Here is a 24,357-nt window from a genome sequence, read left to right as displayed (position 1 = left end):
TAGTTTTAAGACTCAGTGCCTGTATTTAGTTTACACACTTTACTGCAAACCAAGATTGAAAACTGTGACTGAATACTGCGACTAAACACTAAATATAATATCTTTGCAAAAAAAAAGTTTTGATCACAGCCAACGATATCTTTACCATTTCAAGTCAGAAACAATTTGAAAAAATAGCATTAAAAGTGTTTCGTTTTCAGCACGAGAACAACAAAGTTTATCGTGAATTCTGTGATTTTTTAAAGGTTAATCCGCAACAAGTAAAATCACTGCAGCAAATTCCTTTTTTACCCATTCAGTTTTTCAAAAGTCATGATGTGGTTTCTAATACAGATCCTGCACAAGTAACTTTTACAAGCAGCGGCACAACCGGAATGATTACTAGCAGACATATCGTGACCGATGTTTCTCTATATGAGGAAAGTTACCGCAAAGGATTTTCTCAGTTTTATGGCAATATCGAAGATTACGTTGTTTTAGCCCTTTTGCCGTCTTATTTAGAACGCGAAGGCTCTTCGTTAATTTACATGGTCGAAGATTTAATAAAACTCTCTAATCAGCCTGAAAGCGGGTTTTATTTGCACAATCACGACGACTTAATCAAAAAACTTCTTGAGCTCGACGAAGCAGGCCAAAATGTAATTTTAATTGGTGTTACGTATGCTTTATTAGATCTGATCGAAAAACACCAATTTAACCTTCAAAATACCATTATTATGGAAACTGGAGGAATGAAAGGAAAACGCAAAGAAATGATTCGTGAAGAATTGCATGACATTTTATGTAAAGGTTTTGGCGTTTCATCTATTCATTCAGAATATGGAATGACGGAGCTTTTAGCGCAAGCTTATTCTCTTGGCGAAGGAGTTTTTGAATGCCCTTCTTGGATGCATATTTTAGTTCGAGATCCGGAAGATGCTTTAACTTATGTCAAAGACGGAAGAACTGGCGGAATCAATGTGATTGATTTAGCTAATATTAATTCGTGTTCTTTTATTGCTACGCAGGATTTAGGCAAAAAAAATCCCAACAACTCTTTCGAAGTATTAGGACGTTTTGATAATTCTGATATTCGTGGATGTAATTTGATGGTTCTTTAAATTGGTTAATCGTTGATTTGTGTAATCGTTTAATCGCAAAAAAACAATTAACCGATTAAACAAAAAAACTAATTCTCCTCTGTTACACCAATACTTTCAATTCCTTCTCTTTTTTGAAGCTCTTTTTCTTTTTCGCCTTTACTCTCTAAAAGCTTGTAAACTCCGTAGCAAGCCAAAGCACCAAAAAGTACAAAAAGTATATTCCATCCCGGATTACTAAAACTGTCATCATTTACATTTTCAACACCTCTAATAAGGACAGCTAAAATTCCAACAAGAAATCCTGCAACGAGAGTACCTCCATAATAAGACACTATTCCAATGCCGAAATAACCCCATTTGTTCTTATCATATTCAAGAGCTAAATTGGTATATCCTTTCCAAATCCAGTAAATAAGTAAAATTCCAATCATATTTTTTAGGTTAGTTTTAGGGAATAAACTTAATAAAAAAATATTTACATTTTCAATATCAGAACTTTAAAACAAAAAATTCCCAATATTCTTTCGAACATTGGGAATTATATATTCAATTTAAGATTTCATGGATCGATTAAACAATTAACCGATTAAACGGTTAAACCTGTTTAAACAACACGAATCACAAAATAATTTTTCTTTCCGCTTTGCAATAAAACAAATTGATTATTGATTAAATCATTTGCAGTTAAAACGAAATCCTCTTTTATCTTTTCTCTGTTTACAGAGATTGAGTTTGCGGTTAAAGCTCTTCTAGCTTCTCCGTTTGATTTAAAGAAACCTGTTTTTTCATTTAAAACAGTAATAATTTCCAATCCGTTTTCTAAATCAGCTTTTGCGATTTCAGCTTGTGGAACTCCGTCAAAAACTTCTAAGAAAGTAGCTTCATCCAATTTTTTCAAATCTTCTGCCGTTGAATTTCCAAACAAGATATTTGAAGCCTGAATTGCTTTTTCTAATTCTTCTCTATTGTGAACAAAAACAGTAATTTCTTCTGCTAATTTCTTTTGTAAAACTCTCAAATGTGGAGCTGTTTTATGCTCTTCAATTAAAGCATCAATAGTATCTTTATCTAAGAAAGTAAAAATCTTGATGTATTTCTCAGCATCAACATCAGTTGTATTTACCCAAAATTGGTAAAATTTGTAAACCGAAGTTTTATCAGCATCTAACCAAACATTTCCGCCTTCAGATTTACCAAATTTAGATCCGTCAGCTTTTGTAATTAATGGAGTTGTTAAAGCATATGCTTTTGCATTTTCTCCACCCATTCTACGCACTAATTCTGTTCCTGTGGTAATATTACCCCATTGATCAGAACCGCCCATTTGCAGAATGCAATTGTTATTTTTGTATAAATGATAAAAATCGTAACCTTGAATTAACTGGTATGTAAACTCTGTAAAAGACATTCCCTCTCCTTCTCCGCTAAATCTCTTTTTTACAGAATCTTTAGCCATCATGTAATTTACAGTAATTCTTTTTCCAACTTCACGTGCAAAATCGATAAAAGAAAATTCCTTCATCCAATCGTAGTTATTCACCATTACTGGCGCATTTGCATCAGTTGAATTAAAATCTAAGAAACGAGATAAAACACTTTTAATTCCAGCAACGTTTTTAGCCAAAGCTACTTCGTCAAGCAAGTTTCTTTCATCAGATTTACCAGAAGGATCTCCAATCATTCCAGTTGCTCCACCAACCAAAGCAATTGGTCTGTGACCAAAATTCTTTAAGTGAACTAATAAAATGATCTGAACCATACTTCCGATGTGCAGAGAATCTGCCGTTGGATCAAAACCAATATACGCAGTTGTAGCTTCTTTTAGTAATTGTTCTTCTGTTCCAGGCATACTATCATGATATAACCCGCGCCATTTTAATTCTTCAACTAGATTCTTCATTTTTTCTTAAATAATTTGCGCAAATGTAATCAATGTCAATGGTAATGACAAAAAAGTCTGCCACGAAGACACTAAGGCACAAAGTTTTTGTTTTTACTATGGAAGTATTGCATAAAATTTATTGAAATAAAAAATTTTGCGTCTTAGCGCATTTGTAGCAAAAAGCAAAAAACCTTTGCAACTTTGTCCCTCTACACCTTTGCACCTTTACAACAAAAACTTATCTTTACAAAATGGTATTAGTAACTGGAGGAACTGGTTTAGTCGGCGCGCATTTATTGCTTCATTTAATTGAAAATGGAGAAAATGTTCGGGTTATTTACAGAACAGAAAAAAATATTCAGAAGACAAAATCGGTTTTTGATTTGTATAAAAAAGCAGATTTGTTTGAAAAAATCAATTGGCTTGAAGCCGATATTCTAGACATACCTTCACTTGAAACTGCTTTTATCGATATCAAACAAGTATATCACTGCGCAGCTTTTATTTCGTTTGAACCAAAAGACGAAGAAATTCTTAGAAAAACCAATATTGAAGGAACTGCAAACATAGTCAATTTTGCTATCGCCAAAGAAGTAGAAAAGTTTTGCTACATCAGTTCTATTGCCGCATTAGGAGATATTGCTGCTCACGAAACGCATATTACCGAAGAAACAGATTGGAATCCTGAGAAACCGCATAGTGATTATGCCATTTCTAAATACGGTGCTGAAATGGAAGTTTGGCGTGGACATCAAGAAGGTTTAAATGTTATTATTGTAAATCCAGGAGTTATTTTAGGGCCACCAAAAATGATGACTATTTTTGACGAAGGAAGTAGCGAAATCTATAGAAAAGTTTCTAAAGGACTTTCATTCTACACACTTGGAAGCACAGGTTTCATATCGGTTGATGATGTTGTGAAAACGAGTTATGAATTGATGAAAAGCGAAATAATAAACGAACGTTTCGCTCTTATCGCAGACAATATTGTTTTTAAAGATCTTTTAGATACCGTTTCTGACGTTTTAAAAGTGAAGAGACCTCATATTCATGCCAAACCTTTCCTGATGAATGTATTGTGGATTGCAGACGGAATTTTTTCTACTTTATTTTTCAGAAAAAGAAGCATCACAAAAGCAACAGCAAAAGCTTCGTATTCAAAGAATTTGTATAGTAATGAAAAAATAAAAACCGCTCTAGGAACGGTTTTTACTGATATTCATCGATATATTAAAGACAGCGCTAAACTATAGTTTTTTTGTTCTATCTCGCATTTGCATGCGAGCTCTTCTTATAGAATCGTCATTAACTCGTGGAGCTGGCTTTTGAATAGAATCTTTTGAGGCTTCTTTGGCCTTCTTCTTACTTTCCTTAGCTGCTTTTTTCTCATCAATTTTAGCTAAAGAATCTGCTGCCCTTTGGTTTACAGAAATTCTTTTATTTACCTCATCAAACATATCTTTATAGTTCTCATAATCTGAAGCATAATACATGTTGCTTTGGGCAAACTGAAGACTATCTACTTTGTATTTTTTCAAAATAAACATTTTCGGATCATTTTCAATCGAGTCCAAAGACAAAGGTTTCTGATATCTCATTGCTTCCAAAAGAGATAAATCATACATAATATCAATCATTTTACCTTTCTCAATAAGCTTTGCAGGCTGTTTTACCAAATCCTTTTTACAGCTTATAGAAAGAAACAAAACCAATATTATTACTATAAAATTCTTCATAGTCATTTTTTATCTGTCAAACAATAGTCTTTTACCTGCTCTGGTATCTTTTACTTTAAAGTTATTGTAAACCAATTCACCGTTTACAAAAGTATGTGTTATTCTAGATTTGAAAGTATATCCTTCAAACGGAGACCATCCGCATTTGTACAAAATGTTTTCTGGCTTTACGCTCCAAGGCAAACTTGGATTAACAATTACTAAATCGGCGTGGTAACCTTCTCTAATAAATCCTCTTTTTTCTATTTTGAAAATTTTAGCTGGATTGTGGCACATTTTCTCCACGATTTTCTCCACTGTAATTTTTCCTTGATGATGTGCTTCAAACATTGCGACAACAGCATGTTGAACAAGTGGACCTCCAGAAGGCGCGTTCAAATAAGATTGCATTTTTTCTTCTTTGGTATGAGGTGCGTGATCTGTTGCTATTACGTCAATTCTTCCATCGTTTAAAGCCTTCCAAAGTTCGGCACGATCTTCAGCAGTTTTAACTGCAGGATTCCATTTAATGAAATTCCCTTTTGTTTTATAATCTTCATCTGTAAACCAAAGGTGGTGTACACAAACCTCTGCCGTGATCTTTTTATCTTCTAACGGAATTTTATTCGTAAATAATTCCATTTCTTTTGCAGTTGAAAGATGGAAAATATGCAATCTAGCTCCTGTACGTTTTGCCAACGCAACAGCTTTTGAAGAAGAAATATAACACGCTTCTGCACTTCTAATTAAATTATGTGCCGTTACTGGAACGTCGTCGCCGTATTGTTCTTTAAAAGCCGCAAGATTATTTTTAATCGTAGTTTCGTCTTCACAGTGAACTGCAATTAACATTGGAGTGCTTGAGAATATTTTTTCTAAAACCGCTTCATTGTCAACCAACATATTTCCTGTTGACGAACCTAAGAAAATCTTGATTCCTGCAACATTTTTTGGATTTGTTTTTAAAACTTCTTCCAAATTATCGTTTGTTGCTCCCATCATAAACGAATAATTCGCAAATGATTTTTGAGAAGCAATTTGATATTTATCTTCTAATATTTCCTGCGTCACCGCATTTGGAACCGTATTTGGCTGCTCGATAAAAGAGGTTATTCCGCCCGCAACTGCAGCACGAGATTCCGATTCGATATCACCTTTATGCGTTAAACCTGGTTCTCTAAAATGCACTTGATCGTCTATCGCGCCTGGCATTAAATAATTTCCTTCAGCATCAATAACGATACAATCTGAAGTTTTTAATGAAATGCTGTCTGCAATTTCAACAATCAAATCGTTTTCAATTAAAACATCACCTTCAAAAATTGTCCCTTCGTTTACAATTTTGGCATTCTTTATTAAAATCCTGTTCATTTCGGTTGGTTTATAATGAATTGACTAATTTTCTTAATCTAAGCGAAATCACTCCAAGTATAGCTTCTTTAATAATAGCATTACTCATTTTAGAAACTCCTTTTGTTCGGTCTGTAAAAATAATTGGGACTTCTGAAATTTGAAATTTAGCACAATAAGTTCTGTACTTCATCTCGATCTGAAACGCATATCCCACAAATTTTATTTTGTTGAGATTTATTTTTTCCAAAACCTCTCTTTTGTAGCAAACAAAACCTGCAGTAGCATCGTGAATTTTCATTCCGGTAATAAATTTTACGTAAACAGATGCAAAATAAGACATCAGAACTCGGCTTAGAGGCCAGTTCACCACATTAACACCAGTTACATATCGAGATCCAATTGCAAGATCTGCTCCACCAAAATGGCAGGCATCGTACAATTTCTCTAAATCATTTGGATTGTGCGAAAAATCGGCATCCATTTCAAAAATAAATTGATATTCGCGCTCCAAAGCCCATTTAAAGCCATGAACATACGCAGTTCCCAATCCTGACTTTTTTGCTCTTTGTTCTAAAAAAAGTTTCCCTGGAAATTCTTCTTGTAAAGCGATCACTTTTTTTGCAGTATGATCTGGAGAATTATCATCAATAATCAGCAGATGAAAAGCTTTATGTTGCGAAAGTACAGCTCTTACTATACTTTCTACGTTTTCAATTTCGTTATATGTGGGAATTATGACAATACTATCACTCATTTTTTTCTCGGTAATTTCACCGCAAAAGTAAACTTTTTATAGCATTTGATTCATAATAAATATATAATAAAAGTATTGCATCAAAAAATTACTAATTTTGTATCGCTATGATTGAACAACTTCATCCTCGAATAATCGAAAACAAGGACTGGGCAACACTTTTATTTGTGGTGACCTTTGCCGTTGTTGCCATGACAAAATCTGCTTACGAAACAAGATTTAGTGAATTTAGTAAACTTATTTTTTCTGATAAATATGCTAAAATTTATCGAGACAACAGCCACATGAAAAACAGCTTTACAGTTGGTTTATTTTTTGTGCAGATTGTATCCTTTGCCTTTTTTATTCTGCTTACGATGAATATTTTTGGTTATGCATCAAAAACCGATTGGGTTCTGTTTATTCAGATTGCCACTTTCCTTCTTTATTTCATTTTAGGGAAGTATTTAATTGAAAAAATTGTAGCAACTTCATTCAATATTGACGATTTTGTAGAACTATTTAACCTACAAAAAGTAACTTACAGAACGTATATTGGTGTTTTAATCCTTCCAATCAATGCTGTTTTGTTTTATTACAACAATATTCCGCAGATTATTCCACTAGCAATCATAGGTATTTCGCTGTGTATTAGCGTATACTCTTACTTTATTTCAATTAAAACATATCAAAACGTAATTATCGGTAAGTTATTTTATTTTATTTTGTATCTTTGCGCTCTTGAAATAGCCCCTTATTATTTTCTTTATTATTGGATTACAAAAGGGAGTGCTTAGAAAATATTTATAATATGAAAGTGAAAACAATTTTGGTGTCACAGCCTGAACCTAAAGTGGAGAATTCTCCTTACTTTGAGCTCCAACAAAAACACAAAATAAAAATTGATTTCAGACCATTTATTCATGTAGAAGGGGTTAGCGCAAAAGAGATTCGATTACAAAAAATCGATCTTAATCATTACACTGCGATCATTTTAACAAGTCGAAATGCTGTAGATCATTTTTTTAGAGTTGCTGATGAAATGCGTTACAAAGTGCCAGAAGGTTTGAAATATTTTTGTCAATCTGAGGCTGTTGCGTTTTACCTTCAAAAGTATGTCGTGTACAGAAAACGTAAGATTTACGTTGGAGCAAAAGATTTTGCAGATTTATCTCCGCTAATTAAGAAGTACAAAGACGAGAAATTTTTACTTCCTGCATCTGACCAATTAAATGCAGATGCTCCTGTTACATTAAACAGTTTAAAAGTAGATTGGGCACAAGCTATTTTCTACAGAACTGTAATGAGTGATTTATCTGATTTAGCTGATGTTTATTATGACGTTTTAGCTTTTTTCAGCCCAACAGGAATCAAATCATTGTTTAAGAATTTCCCAGATTTTAAACAAAACAACACCAGAATTGCCGTATTCGGAAGCACAACGCAAAAAGAAGCTTTAGATCATGGTTTAAGAATTGATATTCTTGCTCCAACTCCTGAAACTCCTTCTATGACAATGGCTCTAGAAAAATACGTAGCAGAAGCCAACAAAGGAAAATAACCTTTTAAAATATACAACTTTTAAAATTCCAAATTTCAAACTAACCATTTGAGATTTGGAATTTTCTTTTGTACAGCATTTTAACTACATTTGATTTCTATTGATAACCCAAATCACAAAAAATAGTTTCAAATTGTAAGTTATGAAAATCAACTCCCTTTTAATTGAAATTGACGGAATCGACAAAGAAATTCTTCGCTATCTAATGGACGATGCCCGCAAACCAATCTTGCAAATAGCTAATAAAATAGGGATTTCTGGAGCGGCAATTCACCAAAGATTAAAAAAACTAGAACAATCTGGAGTTATTTCTGGTTCTAAGTTTACCGTTAATCCAAAAGTTTTAGGCTATAACACTATGGCTTTTGTTGGAGTTTATCTAGACAAAGCGTCTAGAAACTCAGAAGCAGTAAAAGAACTTAGAAAAATACCCGAAGTTTTAGAATGTCATTACACTACAGGAAACTGGTCAGTTTTAATTAAAATCATCTGTCGTGACAACGAACATTTGATGCAACTTTTAAATAACAAAATCCAAGCTATCGAAGGGGTTTCTAGAACAGAAACTTTTATTTCTTTAGATCAGCAAATTGATAGACAGATACAGCTTTAGAAAAGATAAATTCCAAATTTTAAAAATTCCAAATTCCAAAAGTTAAAAGTTAAAAGTTAAACCCGACAGGTTTTAAAAACCTGTCGGGTTTAATTTCGTTTCAGAAATGCATAAAAAAATCCCAAACCCAACAGATTTGGAATTTGGAATTTTTAGATATTGAAAGTTTAAACTATTTAATTCCTTCTGCTTCCAGAGTAAATCGATATATAGTACAGCAACGTTGCAATAGAACCAATTGCCGCTACTACATAAGTTCTTGCTGCCCATTTTAAAGCATCTTTTGCTCCTGCTTGTTCTTCTTGTGTTAGCATGTGTTTATTTTCTAACCAAGCCAAAGCGCGATTACTTGCATCATACTCTACAGGAAGTGTAACAATTGAGAACAAAGTCGTTGCCGCAAAGATGATAATTCCAACTAATAATAGTCCTGGAAAAACTTTAATCATTAGAATTCCTGCTATCAAAATCCACTGTACGAAGTTTGAAGCTACACTTACAATTGGCACTAATTTAGAACGCATTGTTAACCATTCGTAACCAATTGCGTGTTGCACAGCGTGACCACATTCGTGCGCTGCAACGGCTGCTGCGGCGGCATTTCGATGGTTATATACAGCTTCACTTAAATTTACTGTTTTATCTGATGGATTATAATGATCTGTTAACTGACCTGGAACTGAGATAACGCGAACATCTGTAATTCCGTTATCGGCAAGCATTTTTTCAGCGATTTCGCGTCCGCTCATTCCGTTTCTTAATTGCAACTTCGAATACAATTCAAATTTGCTCTTCAGCTGCGAACTTACCAGCCAGCTGAACAACATTATAGCTCCAGCAATAATTAAATATCCTGATCCCATTTTTTTCTGTTTTTAGATTGATTTTTAAATTTACAAAACAAACTGCAAAATGCGAACCATTTTAACAAAATGCCATTTTGACATTTTTCTACCATTTTTGACTTAATTCAGCATGTTGTTTTTGAGCAGAAAAGCAATTAATTCTGCCACATTTTTCATTTTATACTTCTGAAGGATATTTCTACGATGCGTTTGAACGGTTAAAAAACTTAAAAACAAATCATCTGCTATTTCTTGAGTCGATTTTCCTTGAGAAAGCAAAAGAGCAATATCGCGCTCTCTTCGGCTTAAACCCGGAATTCTTTCTAAATCTTCAGACAAAGGCTGACTAATTATCGTTTTTACTTCTTCGCTAAAAACAATTTCACCATCAATTGCCTTGTAAATACATTCTTTAAACTCATCAAAAGAAGCATTTTTAAGAATATATCCATTTCCGCCATTCTGGATAAACTGCATCACCAAACTTCTTTCAGATTGGCTGCTCATACCTATAATTACAATTTTAGGATGTTTTTGTTTGATTGTTTTACATAAATCGACTCCATTTATAACAGGCAGAAAAATATCCATTAAAATCAAATCTACATTATTGTCTTCGATATAATCTAAAAGCGCAATTCCCGATTCGAATTTTTCTACAATTTCTATATTATCTAGATCCGACAACAGGCCTGCAATTCCAGAAATCACAATCGGATGATCGTCTACTATTACCGTTTTATGCTTCATAATCATGATTTGGGTTATATTTTAATTCGATATAAGTTGAAGTTCCTTTTCCAAGAACAGAATCAATTTCTAATTTTCCGTTTAAAAAAGCCACGCGGTTTTTAATATTTCGCAAGCCCATTCCATCTCTTTTTTCTGCATGATCAACATTAAAACCAATTCCGTTATCTTCTACTGTAATAAAAAACACATCTTTATTCTGCGAACAGGAAACCAGAATCTGGGAAGCTTTTGCATATTTTAAAGAATTATTTAAAAGTTCCTGAATAATCCTGAAAATCATTATTTTAAAATGCTGAGGCAAGGTTGTCTTCTTAATCAAATACTGAAATTCGATAGTTGTTTCTGGTGTCGAATGCGAAGCGCACAAATCTCTTAACGCATGTTCAAGCCCTAATTTCATCAAACTTTCAGGCATCAGATTTTGAGAAATATTACGAAGCTCTTTTATCGAATCGTTCAACATTCCGTTTATATTCGGGGCATTTTCATTGTTTTCTCGTTCTGCAAGATTCAAATGGATTTTAAGACCAGAAAGCATACTCCCAAGTCCGTCGTGCAAATCTCTCGCGATTCTTTTGCGTTCAATTTCTTCTCCTTCAATTAAAGCATTTGAAATAGATAATTTCTGCTGATTCTCTAATGCTTCGAGTTCCTGTTTGTGGTTTACCTCTTTTTGAAAACTTATCTTTTTCTGATAATTATTCCAACTCCACAAAAACAAAACCGTCAAAAACAATACAAACGAAAGTACCGCAAAAAGCATCATATTCAAACGATTATTATTCACCTGCAAAACCGCTTTTTCATTCTCAGATTGCAGCAGACCAATTTTCTTTTCGCTTTCTGCTTTTTTGTATTTCGCTTCAAGTTCTACAATTTCGCTTTTAAGCTTGGCATCGTTTAAACTGTCGTTTATAACATTGTATTTGTTTGAATAAAAATAAGCTTTCGGATATTCTTTTGTCGCGTTATAAACTTTAGACAGTTCTTTGTAATAATTCTTTTTGTCTACAATAAAAGGTGTTTTTTCTATCAGATATTCTAAATTACTTTTTGCTTTGTCATAGTTTTTCAGTTTAAAAAGCACTTCATATTCTGCAAATTTTAATCTGTTTACTGCAATAGCATTCTGATGACTTTCTGCCGATTTAATTCCTTTATTAAAACTTACCAATGCTTCATCGTGTTTATTTTGTTTGGCATAGTAAAGTCCTTCCGAATAAAAATAAGAATCATTTAAGTTAGATGCGGGATATTTTTCTAAAGTCGAATAAGCTTTATCCAAAATTTCCTTAGCGTCGTAAAAATGCTTCAGTTCAACTAGATTTTCAGCATTTATAATATACGTTTCCATCTTAGACTCTGCTAAAGTTGCAGATTTTATAGTGGCGCTTTCAATATACTTTTGTGCTTGATCTAGATATTCAGCCGCTTTTTCACGTTCATCATTATTCATAAAAATAATGGCAACAGCTTTATTTAAAGCACTGATTAATTCGTAATCGCCACTTTTTTTAGCAATCGGAATGGCTTCATTTATAAGCAACTTCATATAAGCATTCTCATTATTTTTTCGTTGCTGCATAATGCCATAATTCTGAAGTATAATGGCGCGAAGCTTATAAGCTTCTTTATTACGATATTTTTTGAGTTTATCGTTTGCTTCAAGCAATGCTTTTTCAAAACCTTCCAAATCGCCTTTTTCTATAAAACTGGAAGCGTTATAAAAAATCGAAGCATCTTTTAAAAAAGGATATTTAACTTTTAATTTATTCGCCTGTTCAAGATATTCTTTCGATTTTTTAGCATCCTGTGCCATCAAAAATAGTTTTGATAATCTAAAACTATTTAAACTTTTGACACTGTCTGATTTTGTGTTTTTTGTAATCTTAACAATACTGTCAATATAAACAGTATCATCATCTAATGAAAGAATTACTTGTGAATGAGAAATTACAGTCAAAAACAAAAAAAATAAAATGGCGTAGAGTTTCTTCATAAATGTGGCATTTACTCAAAGTTATTAAAGCTTAATGACTTTCAAAAAGAAATAGCGCTCTTTTACCTGATATCAGGTAATAAAAAATACATTTTATCAGGTATTGTCCTCTCGTAATTAAGGGGCTAATTTTGTTATAAATCTGAATATTAATTAAAAGATATAATATGAAATCAATTTTGAAAACCTTAGCAATTGTAATGACTCTTGCTTTTACAGCGGTTTCTTGTAGCAGCGATAATGATGATAATGGCAAAAACAACTCAAGAGACGTTAAATACGAAATAACTGGAAATTATACAGGAACAGCATCTGTTACATATTTTGAAAAAGGCGGCAATGGATTGAATGAAGATCTTACTACACTACCATGGACTAAAGAATTCACTGCAGAAGAAAAATCTATAGGAGCTTCTTTAAGCGCTAGCGGATACGGTGGTGTTGCTGGACAAACATTAACTGGAAAAATTTACATTGGAGGAAAATTAGAGAATGAATTAACTGCGACAGCAAATAGTGAGGGAATAATCGTATTACCTCTTACACCGTACGTTTTTGGACAATAATTTATAGAAATTTAGAATTTAAATTTTTGTTTTTGGTAAAAAAGCTTCGTATTTCACGAAGCTTTTTTTATGCATCTAATTGATCGCTTACTTCTTCAAACTTTTCTATTAAATTGTCTATTTTATTTCGCTGTTTTTTGACTTGTTTCGGACGAAGGTAAAACCAATTAAAAAGCATCCAAAACAATGTAAATCCGTACATGAGGCTTGCTCCTATAAAATTCATTTTGCTCGCATATTCATACAGATACAAACAAAGGCCGAGTGTAAGTACAATAAAGTAAAAACTCATCATTTTGGTTTGCAAAAACTGTTGTTTCTTTTTTATCGAAATTAGTTTTTGAAGATATTCCTGATTGGTTTGAGTAGAATCAATGTTTTTATAATCGCTCAATAATTTATTATAGACAAACACATAAACGACCATCGCAAGAATAGTAAGCACAATTCCTATTTTAGTAGAAATGAACTGAGGCTGAAAAAATATCCAGATAAAAATTATAATCGCACATGTTGCCAAAAGCATAATGTTAGTCATCCATAAACAGCGCAAAGCCGTTTTTTTAAACTTGCTTAATCTCGTGAGCAAATCGCTCATATCTGGCTGGCTTATGGATTGTTTTTTCCATAAATCTTTAAAATCTATATTGCTATCGTTGTTCATTTTCTTTAAATTTTTGAGTCAGTTTTTCTTTTATTCTGTGAATTTTCACTCTAACATTGGCTTCAGAAAGTCCGACGATTTTAGCAATTTCCGTTTGTTTGATATCTTCTAACTCTAACGAAATGATGATACGATCGGTTTCTGGAAGCTCGGCGATACATTTATACAAAAATTGAATCTGTGGCTCGATTGAATGTTGTTTCTCTTCTGAAAGATGAATCGGAAGTTCGGATTTCGGGAAACGCTTTTGCTTCTCTATTTGTCTAAGGCAATTATTAGAAGCAATTCTAAAAATCCAAGTCCCGATTGTTGATTCATTTCTAAAAGTTTCCAGTTTTTGCCAAACAATTATAAACGTCTCCTGAGTCAAATCTTGGGCGGCATCGTAATCGTTTACGAAACCCATGCATAGTCTAAAAATTCGATCCCAATATGTATTGTAGATTTGTTCAAATTCCATTCTTACTGTTTTAAAAAAGTACTTAACTGCCCTAAATACCAAGCCGTATCATCGTACATAATAAAATGAAGACCCGTTGTGGCATATTGAAAATTAGCCGTTTTTAAACTTCGATACTGACCTTCAATCGCTGGTTTTAAATTTATAAAATAAGATTCTAACAAAATTAATGCTGGACATTTAATCTGTGCTATTCTTTCTCTTAAATCAATATTGAAAAAGTCACAATACATTTGACCAAAAGTTGTTCGATCTGATTTCACACTCCAATCCACCACCATATCAAGCTTAGTCGTATCAGCTAAAAGGCTTGGCATTGTCTTTTTTTGCATATCATAAAACTGATCATTGGTCATTCCTGTCATTTGGTTTACAGTCGTAGAACAATCGTTATTCATTTTTGATTTGAAAGTAGGATCGTTTATCGCAGCCAGACAAGGAACAGCATCTACAACCACAATTTTGCTAATCAAATCTGGATAATCGGCAGCAAGTGCAAGTGCTAGAGCGCCACCCATGCTATGTCCAATTAAAATTGGCTTTTCAATTTGGTTGTCTTTTATATAATTGGCAATTCCAGTTTTCCAGTTTTCAAACGAGGCATTGGGCTGTGGTTTTCTCCCTGCAAAACCAGCCATTGTGAGTGTATAACAAGTAAATTCATTTTCGAATGTTACTCTGGTTTCATTCCAAACATCTCCAGAAGAAGCAAAGCCAGGAATAAATATAATAGATTGATCTCCGCTTCCCGTTTTTAAAACTTCAAACGGAAATTGTTTGGTTTGGCCGAAAACATTTAAACATAATGCCGAGAATAAAAATGCAATAATTAAGATGATATACTTTTTCATTTTTAATAGTTTTAAGTTGTTAATTAAATCGGATCCATGCTTTTGATACGGAAGCTATTAAAATGTTACAACTTAATTTAAAATTTCAATGAAAAAAATCCAAATTCCAATGTTGGTGCGGGTTTTTAACCGAAAAGGAAACAAAGGTTTACGCAAAGAACGCGAGTTTTTTTACTTGCAAAGACGCGAAGTCGCAAAGTTTTCCGCCACGAATTGCACTAATTTTCTCGAATTTTTATTTTTAAAAATACATAGTTTATCTTTTCGATGAAGGAAACTAGAGCGATAGCGAAATGACAAACTGTACGCATTGTCAGTCTGAGCGAAATCGAAGACCACGCGAGAAGCTCCGCAAACTGAATCGCCAATCTTTGTCGAGTTTCGCGTGTGATCCTTCGTTCCTCAGCATGACAAACTAAGCGTTTTTAAAAATAAAAATTCGAGAAAATTAGTGTAATTCGTGGCAAAAAATTAAACACAAAAAAAAATCCCAAACCCCAATCGTAAAATTGGAATTTGGAATTTTTATATTGAAAATTAATTTGGTTATCCTACCAAATTGATGATTTTTCCAGGAACAATAATCACTTTATTTGGCGTTCTTCCGTCTAAGTGTTTTTGTGTTCTCTCGTCTTTCATCACGATTTCTTCAATTTGTTCTTTAGTTAAATCTAAAGGCAATTCGATTGTGAAACGCATTTTTCCATTGAAAGAAACTGGGTATTCTTTATTAGTTTCAACTAAATGTTTTTCTTCAAAAACTGGAAAAGCAACATCCGAAATTGAAGTTGTATATCCTAACTGAGACCATAATTCTTCTGCGATATGAGGTGCATAAGGCGAAACCAAAATTGCCAACGGTTCTAAAATCGCTCTTGAATGACAGTTTTGAGAAGACAATTCATTTACACAAATCATAAACTGAGAAACCGAAGTATTGAAAGAGAAATTCTCAATATCTTCTGCAACCTTTTTAATCGTTTTATGCAACGATTTTAAGTTGTCTTTTGTTGGCTCTTCATTGTTTACGATTAAACCATTATCATCAAAATACAATCTCCATAATTTTTTCAAGAAACCAAATACTCCAGAAATTCCAGCAGTATTCCACGGTTTTGCTTGCTCTAAAGGACCTAAGAACATTTCGTACAAACGCAATGTATCTGCTCCATATTCAGCGCAAATATCATCTGGAGTTACAACATTATAGTATGATTTCGACATTTTTTCAACCTCGCGTCCTACAATGTATTTTCCGTTTTCATCAAAAATAAATTCTGCCGTATTGAAATCTTCTCTCCAAGCTTTGAACTTTTCAATATTCAATTCATCAGAAGAATTCACGAAATGAACATCAACGCGAATTGGCTGTACATTTTGACCTTCAATTTTATTTTTAGATACAAAAGTATTCGTTCCTTCCAATCTGTAAACATAAGCCGTTGTTCCTAAAATCATTCCCTGATTGATCAGTTTTTTGAATGGTTCTTCGGTTGGAGCCAAACCTTTATCTTTTAAGAATTTGTTCCAAAAACGAGAATACAATAAGTGACCAGTTGCGTGTTCGCTTCCACCAATGTATAAATCTACATTTTCCCAGTAAGCCAAAGCTTCTTTGCTTGCAAATTCATTTTCATTGTGTGCATCCATATAACGCATCCAATACCATGAACTTCCTGCCCAACCTGGCATTGTATTTAATTCTAAAGGAAAAATCGAAACATTGTCAACTAAATCTGTATTGACAACTTTATTTTGTTTTGTATCCCAAGCCCAAACTGCAGCGTTTCCTAATGGAGGTAAACCGTCTTCTGTTGGTAAATATTTCTCTACTTCTGGTAAAATAATTGGCAAATGCTGTGTATCGATCATTTTTGGTAATCCATTCACATAATAAACCGGGAATGGCTCACCCCAATAACGCTGACGAGAGAAAACTGCATCACGCAAACGGTAATTGGTTTTACCTTTTCCTTGTCCTAATTTTTCTAATTCAGCGATTGCTTTTTGAGTTGCCTCTTTATAATTCAATCTGTTTAAGAAATCAGAATTTGCGATTTCAACATTGTCTTTAGATCCATAAGCAGCTTCAGAAATATCAACATTTGCGAAAATGTTTTTAATTTCCTGCATTCCATTCTGACCTTTAAAGAAATTAGCAAAAGCATAATCTCTTTCGTCTCCGCAAGGAACCGCCATTACAGCACCAGTTCCGTAACCTGCCAAAACATAATCACCAATCCAAACCGGAATTGGTTCTTTTGTAAATGGATGTTCTGCATAAGCTCCAGTAAACGCACCAGAAATAGTTTTTACATCGGCCATACGTTCACGCTCTGAACGTTTTGCTGTTTTTTCGATATACGCTTCAACAGCTTCTTTTTGTTCTGGAGTTGTAATTTTAGCAACCAAATCATGTTCTGGCGCCAAAGTCATAAAAGTAACCCCAAAAATAGTATCAGGACGAGTAGTAAAAACCTCGATTACTTCATCATGATTTTTCACATTAAAAGTTACCAAAGCACCAACCGATTTCCCGATCCAGTTTCTTTGAGATTCTTTGATTGACTCACTCCAGTCAATATTATTTAGACCTTCAAGCAAGCGTTCGGCATAAGCAGAAATTCGCATACTCCATTGTGTCATTTTTTTTCTTATAACAGGAAAGCCTCCACGTTCTGAAACTCCGTTTACAATTTCATCATTTGCCAAAACAGTTCCTAAGCCTGGACACCAGTTTACTTCAGTTTCTGCCAAATATGTTAATCTATATTGTAAAAGAATTTTTTCTTTTTGATCTTCAGAATAAGAATTCCATTCGTCAGCAGTAAAAATCGCAACATTGTCATCGCAAACTGCTTCGACTAATGCATTTCCACTTTCTTCAAAAACAGTTACCAACTCAGAAATATCAAAAGCTTGACCTTGTTTTTTGCAATACCAAGAGTTGAACAATTGGATAAAAATCCATTGTGTATGTTTGTAATAATCTGGGTTTGATGTACGAACTTCACGTCCCCAGTCAAATGAAAATCCAATCTTATCTAATTGTTTTCTATAACCAGCAATTTGTTTTCCTTCTTTATCAACACCTCCATCAATATTTACACGAGTTGTATCTTCTGGGCGCTGACCTGTTTGAATTGCATATTGTTCTGCTGGTAATCCGAAACTATCGTATCCCATTGGATGCAAAACATTGAAACCTTGATGTCTTTTGAAACGAGAATACACATCTGAAGCAATATAACCCAGCGGATGTCCTACATGCAGTCCTGCTCCAGATGGATAAGGAAACATGTCGAGAACATAATGTTTCGGTTTTTCGGAGTTATTTTTTGCTGCAAAAGTTTGATTTTCTGCCCAATATTTTTGCCATTTGGCTTCAATTTCGTTTGGATTGTACTTCATTTCTAAGCGACTAAGATTCTAAGTTACTAAGGTTCTAAGCTTTTCACTAAATTAATTAAGCCGCAAATTTACATTTATTGCGGATTGTAGCAAAGCTATTTCACTGACAAACAAATAAAATAACAAAATACTTATTTTTAATTACGTAAAAATACTTATATTAGCATCAAAAATACGTACGTTACTCATTTCACAAATCAATTTCTTAAAAGAAGGAAAGAATATTTTTATTAACTAATCATTATTTTTACAAAAGTCATTAAGGGAATAAAAATGAATAAGGATAAAAAATATTCTGTTGAAGTTCGTGTTTGGATCGAAGAAACTGAAGGTGCGTTTTTAGGAATTGGTAAAATCTGGCTTTTAGAAAATATCCGAAAAACAGGATCAATTACAAATGCCGCGAAAGAAATGAAAATGGCATATAGGCAAGCTTGGCAATTGGTTGAAGAAATGAATCAGCGGGCAGAATCTCCATTGGTAGAAAAACTTCTTGGCGGAAAAGGAGGCGGCGGTGCAAAATTAACTGAAGCAGGAGAAAGAGCCATCGAAGTTTTTTATGACGTTGAAAACCGTATTAAAGAATTTGCCAAAAAAGAAACTCAAAATTTAAAATTTTAAAATCAACCCTATTCTAAAAAAAACGATTAACCAAACCCTTTTTTTCAACAAGCAGTATTCATTTTAAAACATACTGAAAAACTATTTTTATATGAAACCAAAATTATTATCCTTTCTGCTTTTTCCACTCATCGGATTTGCACAACAAAACAATTCGAAAACCACAGATTCTCTCAAAATTTCAAATGTCTTTAATCTTGGAGAAGTCATTATTACCAATCAACAAAACAAAGACACTTTGAACCGAGTGACTTCAAAAACAATGGAATCACAAAATAAAATGGAGGTTTCGAAAGCTTTAAACCTATTACCAGGAATAAGCTTAACTGCTTCTGGCCCAAGAAACGAATCGATGGTTTCTGTTCGCGGTTTCGACTTAAGACAGGTTCCGGTTTATATGGACGGAATTCCGGTTTATGTTCCATATGACGGTTATGTAGATTTGGCTAGATTTACCACTTTTGATTTAGCAGCAGTAGATGTTTCTAAAGGATTTTCATCTGTACTTTACGGACCAAATTCGCTTGGAGGCGCGATCAATCTTGTTTCTAGAAAACCTTCTAAAAAATTAGAATATGATGCCGCTTTAGGAATGATTAATGAAAACGGATATCGAGGAAATGTAAATATCGGTTCGAAAATAGGTAAATTCTATTTTCAAGGCGGGTTTTCTTATTTAGACCGTGATTCTTTTAGAATGTCTTCTAATTTTGTTCCAACAGCAAATGAGAATGGCGGACAAAGAGACAATTCGTATCGAACAGACCAAAAAATCAGCTTTAAAGTTGGATGGACTCCAACTGAAAAAAGCGAATATGCAATTGGCTACATCAATCAGCAGGGCGAAAAAGGAAATCCTGTTTATACGGGATACGACACACAAAATTCACTTTTGCTAAAACCTCGCTATTGGCAATGGCCAAACTGGGATAAAGAAAGTTTTTATTTTATTTCTAATTCTGCTTTTGATGATAAAAACAGTTTCAAAACTAGATTGTATTTTGACCGATTTAAAAACACACTCGATAGTTACGACGATTCTTCTTATTCGACACAAACAAAACCATATGCTTTTGAAAGCATTTACAACGATTATACCTTTGGAGGAAATCTGGAATACAACACTAAAATAATTCCAAAAAACGATTTAAAATTTGCCTTTCAATTTAAAGAAGATGTGCATCGCGAGAACAATCTTGGTGAACCCGTTCGCCATTTTATAGACAATACAGTTTTAATTGGAATTGAAGATGTTTACAAAGTCAATTCAAAATTCACTGTAATTCCAGGCATTAGTTACAACATTCGAAAAAACTTGGAAGCTGAGGATTACAACAGCACAACAAAAACAATTTCAGATTTTCCAGATGCTGGAGCAAGTGATGCTTTTAATGCGCAAGTTGGACTTTTCTATCAGTTAAATAATCAGCAAAAACTGGGTGCAACCATTTCTCAGAAAACCAGGTTTGCGACTATAAAAGACCGATATTCGTATAGAATGGGAACAGCAATTCCGAATCCAGATTTAAAACCCGAAAAAGCAATTAATTATGAATTGAATTATACCGCAACTCTTTTCGAGAAAATCACTTTTCAAACAGCGCTTTTCTACAGTTCACTTTCTGATGCAATCTTAAGCGTAAGCAATGTTGAACCAGGAAAATCGCAAATGCAGAATTTTGGTGAAGCTGATTATAAAGGGATAGAAGCGCAACTGAATTATGCAATTTTAGAAAACCTCTCATTAAATTTGAATTATACTTACATCGAAAGAAAAAACATCACCAATCCAAATATTCATTTTACAGATGTTCCAAACACAAAAGTAATGGGAACTTTAGAATATAGTCCAATCAAAATTCTTCGATTAATTGCCAATACCGAATTTAATTCGCCTCGTTTCAGCACAAGTTATGGCGCAAGAGTTCCAGATTATACGCTTCTGAATTTATATGTTTCTGGCAAAATATCTAAAAACTTCAGTCTTGATGCTGGTTTGAATAATATTTTCGATCGAAATTACAGTCTTGTTGAAGGATATCCAGAAGAAGGCCGTAACTTTTTTGTGACACTTCGTTTTTTCAATTAATTTTCAAAGGTGTTAAGAAACTAGGTTTTCTTTCTTCCAATATTTGCTAAAGTTCGTAAAGCTTCTATCGTTAAAAGCTCTGCGAACTTTGCGTTATTAACATTCGAGCATAAAGAAATCTTTACGTACTTTGCGGTTAATTCAACTTTTTATTCCGGAACGAATCGTACATTTATGGGATAAAAGTTCGTTATTAACTTTAAATAAAGAAATTCTTTATTATTTTTACCACATAATTTAAGCAGACTATGAGTTCTAACTTTGATAAATTTCAAAAGCGCAGGTTAATTTCCTCTTATTTTTCGGTAGTATTAAGTGTATTCTTGGTTTTATTCCTTTTGGGAGTACTAGGATTATTCATTATCAATTCTAAACAGTTGGCTGACGATTTTAAAGAAAAAATCGCCATGACAGTTTTCTTTAAAAATGAAGCAAACGACAGTGTTATCAAAGCATTTAACACCGAACTTAAAAGAGCTCCTTTTGCCAGATCTTTTGTTTATGTAACCAAAGAGAGAGCTGCAAAAGAACATACAGATATTATCGGAGAAGATTTTTTAACCTTTTTGGGAGAAAATCCTTTATTGAATTCATACGACATTCACTTAAAAGCAGATTATGTAGAGAGAGACAGTATCGTAAAAATCGAAAGCCGTTTCCGCAAAAATGCTATGATTTCAGATATTGTTTACGACAAACAATTGGTAAATCTTGTAAATGACAACATCAGAAAAGTAAGTATGTGGATTTTGATTATCAGTGGTTTCTTGACTGTAATTGCTGTTTTATTAATCAATAGTTCGCTTCGTTTATCCATTCATTCAAATCGTTTCATTATTAAAACCATGCAAATGGTTGGTGCTACAAAAGCGTTTATCCGTAAACCGTTTGTAATGCGAAGCGTAAAACTTGGAATGCTAGGCGCAGGTTTGGCTATTATTGCTTTAATCGCTCTTTTACTCTATGTAGACACTAATTTCCCTGGTTTGGGAATTCTAGAAGACAAAGCTTTAACTGGTTTAGTTTTAGTTGCCGTTTTTGGATTAGGAGTTTTAATTACTTGGGTAAGCACGCATTTTGCAACACAACGTTTCTTAAATTTAAGAACCGACGATCTTTACTAATTTTAGATTGTAGATTACAGATTTTAAAAAAAATGCCTTCGACTTAGCTCAGGCTGACAAACATATAAAGATGAAAAACAACAATAATAAAGAAGAACAACAAGTTCAAAAACAGGAATTCCTTTTTGACAGCATCAATTATAAAATTTTATTGATTGGCATTGTTGTAATTGCGCTAGGATTTATTTTAATGTCTGGTGGAGGAAGTAAAGATCCAAATGTTTTTAACGAAGACATTTTCAACTTTAGACGTATTCGTTTAGCGCCAACAACTGTTTTAATCGGTTTTGGAATCACGATTTATTCTATATTCAAAAAATCAAAATAATAAAAGGTTTATAGATTTTAGACACTGAGCAAAGCGAAGTAATCAATCTGAAATCTAAAATCTGAAATCTAAAATTCTAAATGAACACATTACAAGCTATTGTTCTTGCCATTATTGAAGGAATTACAGAATTTTTGCCTGTTTCTTCAACGGGTCATATGATTATTGCCTCTTCGTTTTTCGGAATCGCACACGACGATTTCACTAAACTTTTTACCATTGTAATTCAGCTTGGTGCAATACTTTCGGTTGTTATTTTATACTTTAAACGTTTCTTTCAAACTTTTGACTTCTATTTCAAACTTTTAGTTGCTTTTATTCCTGCCGTTGTTTTAGGATTATTATTAAGCGATTTTATTGATGGCTTATTAGAAAACCCTGTAACTGTTGCGGTTTCTCTTTTAATTGGTGGAATTATTTTATTGAAAGTAGACGAATGGTTTAATAATCCAAATACAGCTGAAACTTCACAAGAAATCAGTTATTTACAAGCTTTCAAAATTGGATTATTTCAGTGTATTGCTATGATTCCTGGAGTTTCTCGAAGTGGAGCTAGTATTGTTGGGGGAATGTCTCAAAAATTATCAAGAACTACAGCTGCAGAATTTTCATTTTTCTTAGCCGTTCCAACTATGTTGGGTGCAACTGCAAAAAAATGCTACGATTATTACAAAGCTGGTTTTGAATTATCTCACGATCAAGTAAACATGTTGGTTATTGGAAACATTGTCGCTTTTGTTGTGGCACTTTTAGCAATAAAAACTTTCATCGGATTTTTGACTAAAAACGGATTTAAAGTTTTTGGTTATTACCGAATTATTGCCGGAATCATTTTATTATTGATTCACTTTTTCATTCATCCGCTTACTATTATATAATGACACCCGAAGAATATTTAGAAGGTCAGGTTTTATTGATTGACAAACCTTTAAAATGGAGTTCATTTCAAGCTGTCAATAAATTAAAATACCTTTTAATTAATAAAGTTGGACTTCCTAAAAAGTTCAAAATTGGCCACGCAGGAACTTTAGATCCATTAGCAACAGGACTTTTGTTGATCTGTACAGGAAAATTCACTAAAAGAATTTCAGAACTTCAAGGTCAGGCAAAAGAATATACGGGAACTTTTTATATTGGAGCCACTACTCCATCGTATGATTTAGAAACTGAAATCGATCAAACTTTCCCAACCGATCATATTGATGAATCTTTAATTCATGAAACGGTAAAACAATTTTTAGGCGAAATCGACCAGAAACCGCCTATTTTTTCTGCTATTAAAAAAGACGGTGTTCGTTTATACGAACATGCTCGCGCTGGAGAATCTATTGAAATTGAAAGTAGAAAAACTACGATTCACGAATTTGAAATTACAAGAATTGCATTGCCAGAAATAGATTTTAGAGTGGTTTGCTCTAAAGGAACTTACATTCGTTCACTTGCTTACGATTTTGGGAAAGCAATGAATTCTGGTTCGCATTTAACTGTTTTACGCCGAACAAAAATTGGTGATTACGATGTGAAAAATGCTATTGATATTACCTTATTTGAAGAGAGATTTAAATAGCTAAAAATAAAAAGCACATTACATTTTGTTTGAAAAAGTAATGTGCCAAGCTCTTAAGAAAAGTAATTTTATCTCATACTCATCTCGATTTAATAGTGAGGCACATTTTTCCCTCCGAACAAAAATTTAGAAAAGAAATC

At 33.2% G+C, this 24,357-nt stretch carries 24 protein-coding genes; 12 read left to right on the top strand and 12 right to left on the bottom strand.

Translation table 11 applies throughout. From position 1 onward, the window contains the following. Positions 1–119 precede the first annotated feature (119 nt). Entirely contained in the window at positions 120–1,100 is a 981-nt protein-coding gene (locus JC605_RS06745) for an acyl transferase (RefSeq protein WP_198855446.1), read from the top strand. Between the two features lie 68 nt (positions 1,101–1,168). On the opposite strand, the gene JC605_RS06740 is transcribed toward JC605_RS06745, so the two are convergent. After that, entirely contained in the window at positions 1,169–1,513 is a 345-nt protein-coding gene (locus JC605_RS06740; protein WP_198855445.1) for a hypothetical protein, read from the bottom strand. Between the two features lie 173 nt (positions 1,514–1,686). Beyond that, on the bottom strand, positions 1,687–2,982 hold the full coding sequence (gene tyrS / locus JC605_RS06735; RefSeq protein WP_198855444.1) for a tyrosine--tRNA ligase: 1,296 nt from the start codon (positions 2,980–2,982) through the stop codon (positions 1,687–1,689). A 233-nt stretch (positions 2,983–3,215) separates the two neighbouring features. Here tyrS and JC605_RS06730 point away from each other — a divergent pair, with 233 nt between their 5' ends. After that, complete coding sequence (locus JC605_RS06730) at positions 3,216–4,217, top strand: NAD-dependent epimerase/dehydratase family protein (RefSeq protein ID WP_198855443.1); 1,002 nt, start codon at positions 3,216–3,218, stop codon at positions 4,215–4,217. Here the strand turns inward: JC605_RS06730 and JC605_RS06725 are convergent. Genes JC605_RS06725 through JC605_RS06715 form a run of 3 tightly spaced genes read right to left on the bottom strand, consistent with a single transcriptional unit; the run spans position 4,212 to position 6,786 of the window. Then, positions 4,212–4,700, bottom strand: a complete 489-nt coding sequence (locus JC605_RS06725) for a DUF4296 domain-containing protein (RefSeq protein WP_198855442.1) — start codon at positions 4,698–4,700, stop codon at positions 4,212–4,214. The genes JC605_RS06730 and JC605_RS06725 overlap by 6 nt on opposite strands. 9 nt (positions 4,701–4,709) lie before the next feature. Beyond that, entirely contained in the window at positions 4,710–6,050 is a 1,341-nt protein-coding gene (locus JC605_RS06720; RefSeq protein ID WP_198855441.1) for a dihydroorotase, read from the bottom strand. A gap of 10 nt (positions 6,051–6,060) precedes the next feature. Next, the gene (locus JC605_RS06715; protein WP_198855440.1) at positions 6,061–6,786 is read right to left on the bottom strand and encodes a polyprenol monophosphomannose synthase; all 726 of its coding nucleotides are present in this window, start codon (positions 6,784–6,786) and stop codon (positions 6,061–6,063) included. A 107-nt stretch (positions 6,787–6,893) separates the two neighbouring features. Here JC605_RS06715 and JC605_RS06710 point away from each other — a divergent pair, with 107 nt between their 5' ends. The 3 genes from JC605_RS06710 (at position 6,894) to JC605_RS06700 (ending at position 8,939) form a co-directional block, all read left to right on the top strand. Beyond that, entirely contained in the window at positions 6,894–7,562 is a 669-nt protein-coding gene (locus tag JC605_RS06710; protein WP_198855439.1) for a DUF4271 domain-containing protein, read from the top strand. 14 nt (positions 7,563–7,576) lie between these two features. After that, positions 7,577–8,326 carry a uroporphyrinogen-III synthase gene (locus JC605_RS06705; protein ID WP_008465120.1) on the top strand — a complete coding sequence of 250 codons (750 nt, stop codon included), beginning with the start codon at positions 7,577–7,579 and terminating at the stop codon, positions 8,324–8,326. 142 nt (positions 8,327–8,468) lie between these two features. After that, positions 8,469–8,939 carry an Lrp/AsnC family transcriptional regulator gene (locus JC605_RS06700; protein WP_111365821.1) on the top strand — a complete coding sequence of 157 codons (471 nt, stop codon included), beginning with the start codon at positions 8,469–8,471 and terminating at the stop codon, positions 8,937–8,939. A gap of 176 nt (positions 8,940–9,115) precedes the next feature. Here the strand turns inward: JC605_RS06700 and JC605_RS06695 are convergent, their stop codons facing one another. From JC605_RS06695 to JC605_RS06685, 3 genes are all read right to left on the bottom strand, one after another. Then, positions 9,116–9,802, bottom strand: coding sequence for a zinc metallopeptidase (locus JC605_RS06695; RefSeq protein ID WP_198855438.1), 687 nt, complete (start codon positions 9,800–9,802; stop codon positions 9,116–9,118). Positions 9,803–9,904: 102 nt separating this feature from the next. Next, positions 9,905–10,534 carry a response regulator transcription factor gene (locus JC605_RS06690; protein WP_233074035.1) on the bottom strand — a complete coding sequence of 210 codons (630 nt, stop codon included), beginning with the start codon at positions 10,532–10,534 and terminating at the stop codon, positions 9,905–9,907. Further along, positions 10,524–12,536 (bottom strand): sensor histidine kinase, encoded by a 2,013-nt coding sequence (locus tag JC605_RS06685; RefSeq protein WP_198855436.1) that lies wholly within the window; start codon positions 12,534–12,536, stop codon positions 10,524–10,526. Before JC605_RS06685 ends, JC605_RS06690 begins: the two co-directional genes overlap by 11 nt. A 167-nt stretch (positions 12,537–12,703) precedes the next feature. Between JC605_RS06685 and JC605_RS06680 the strand changes: the two genes are divergently transcribed. Further along, complete coding sequence (locus tag JC605_RS06680) at positions 12,704–13,102, top strand: MmpS family transport accessory protein (protein ID WP_198855435.1); 399 nt, start codon at positions 12,704–12,706, stop codon at positions 13,100–13,102. Positions 13,103–13,169: 67 nt separating this feature from the next. Here the strand turns inward: JC605_RS06680 and JC605_RS06675 are convergent, their stop codons facing one another. From JC605_RS06675 to leuS, 4 genes are all read right to left on the bottom strand, one after another. Further along, positions 13,170–13,766 (bottom strand): hypothetical protein, encoded by a 597-nt coding sequence (locus JC605_RS06675; protein WP_198855434.1) that lies wholly within the window; start codon positions 13,764–13,766, stop codon positions 13,170–13,172. Continuing rightward, complete coding sequence (locus tag JC605_RS06670; protein WP_198855433.1) at positions 13,753–14,226, bottom strand: RNA polymerase sigma factor; 474 nt, start codon at positions 14,224–14,226, stop codon at positions 13,753–13,755. Before JC605_RS06670 ends, JC605_RS06675 begins: the two co-directional genes overlap by 14 nt. 2 nt (positions 14,227–14,228) lie before the next feature. Then, positions 14,229–15,077 (bottom strand): alpha/beta fold hydrolase, encoded by an 849-nt coding sequence (locus JC605_RS06665; protein WP_198855432.1) that lies wholly within the window; start codon positions 15,075–15,077, stop codon positions 14,229–14,231. A gap of 546 nt (positions 15,078–15,623) precedes the next feature. Beyond that, a complete protein-coding gene (gene leuS / locus JC605_RS06660; protein ID WP_198855431.1) occupies positions 15,624–18,488 on the bottom strand; it encodes a leucine--tRNA ligase in 2,865 nt (954 codons plus the stop codon). A 273-nt stretch (positions 18,489–18,761) separates the two neighbouring features. Here leuS and JC605_RS06655 point away from each other — a divergent pair, with 273 nt between their 5' ends. The 6 genes from JC605_RS06655 (at position 18,762) to truB (ending at position 24,217) form a co-directional block, all read left to right on the top strand. Continuing rightward, on the top strand, positions 18,762–19,109 hold the full coding sequence (locus JC605_RS06655; protein ID WP_198855430.1) for a winged helix-turn-helix domain-containing protein: 348 nt from the start codon (positions 18,762–18,764) through the stop codon (positions 19,107–19,109). A gap of 91 nt (positions 19,110–19,200) precedes the next feature. Continuing rightward, complete coding sequence (locus tag JC605_RS06650; RefSeq protein ID WP_198855429.1) at positions 19,201–21,198, top strand: TonB-dependent siderophore receptor; 1,998 nt, start codon at positions 19,201–19,203, stop codon at positions 21,196–21,198. 248 nt (positions 21,199–21,446) lie between these two features. Beyond that, positions 21,447–22,322, top strand: coding sequence for an ABC transporter permease (locus JC605_RS06645; protein ID WP_198855428.1), 876 nt, complete (start codon positions 21,447–21,449; stop codon positions 22,320–22,322). Positions 22,323–22,392: 70 nt separating this feature from the next. Beyond that, positions 22,393–22,650 (top strand): DUF3098 domain-containing protein, encoded by a 258-nt coding sequence (locus JC605_RS06640; RefSeq protein WP_198855427.1) that lies wholly within the window; start codon positions 22,393–22,395, stop codon positions 22,648–22,650. A gap of 80 nt (positions 22,651–22,730) precedes the next feature. Continuing rightward, positions 22,731–23,528: an undecaprenyl-diphosphate phosphatase gene (locus JC605_RS06635; RefSeq protein ID WP_198855426.1), complete on the top strand. Its 798-nt coding sequence runs from the start codon at positions 22,731–22,733 to the stop codon at positions 23,526–23,528. Further along, positions 23,528–24,217, top strand: a complete 690-nt coding sequence (gene truB, locus JC605_RS06630; protein WP_198855425.1) for a tRNA pseudouridine(55) synthase TruB — start codon at positions 23,528–23,530, stop codon at positions 24,215–24,217. Before JC605_RS06635 ends, truB begins: the two co-directional genes overlap by 1 nt. Positions 24,218–24,357 lie beyond the last annotated feature (140 nt).

It is taken from the genome of Flavobacterium sp. IB48 (assembly GCF_016405855.1).
In the GTDB taxonomy this organism is placed as follows: Bacteria; Bacteroidota; Bacteroidia; order Flavobacteriales; family Flavobacteriaceae; genus Flavobacterium; species Flavobacterium ginsengisoli.
Note: the sequence above shows the minus strand (reverse complement) of the source record. Positions and strands in the feature narration are given on the sequence as shown.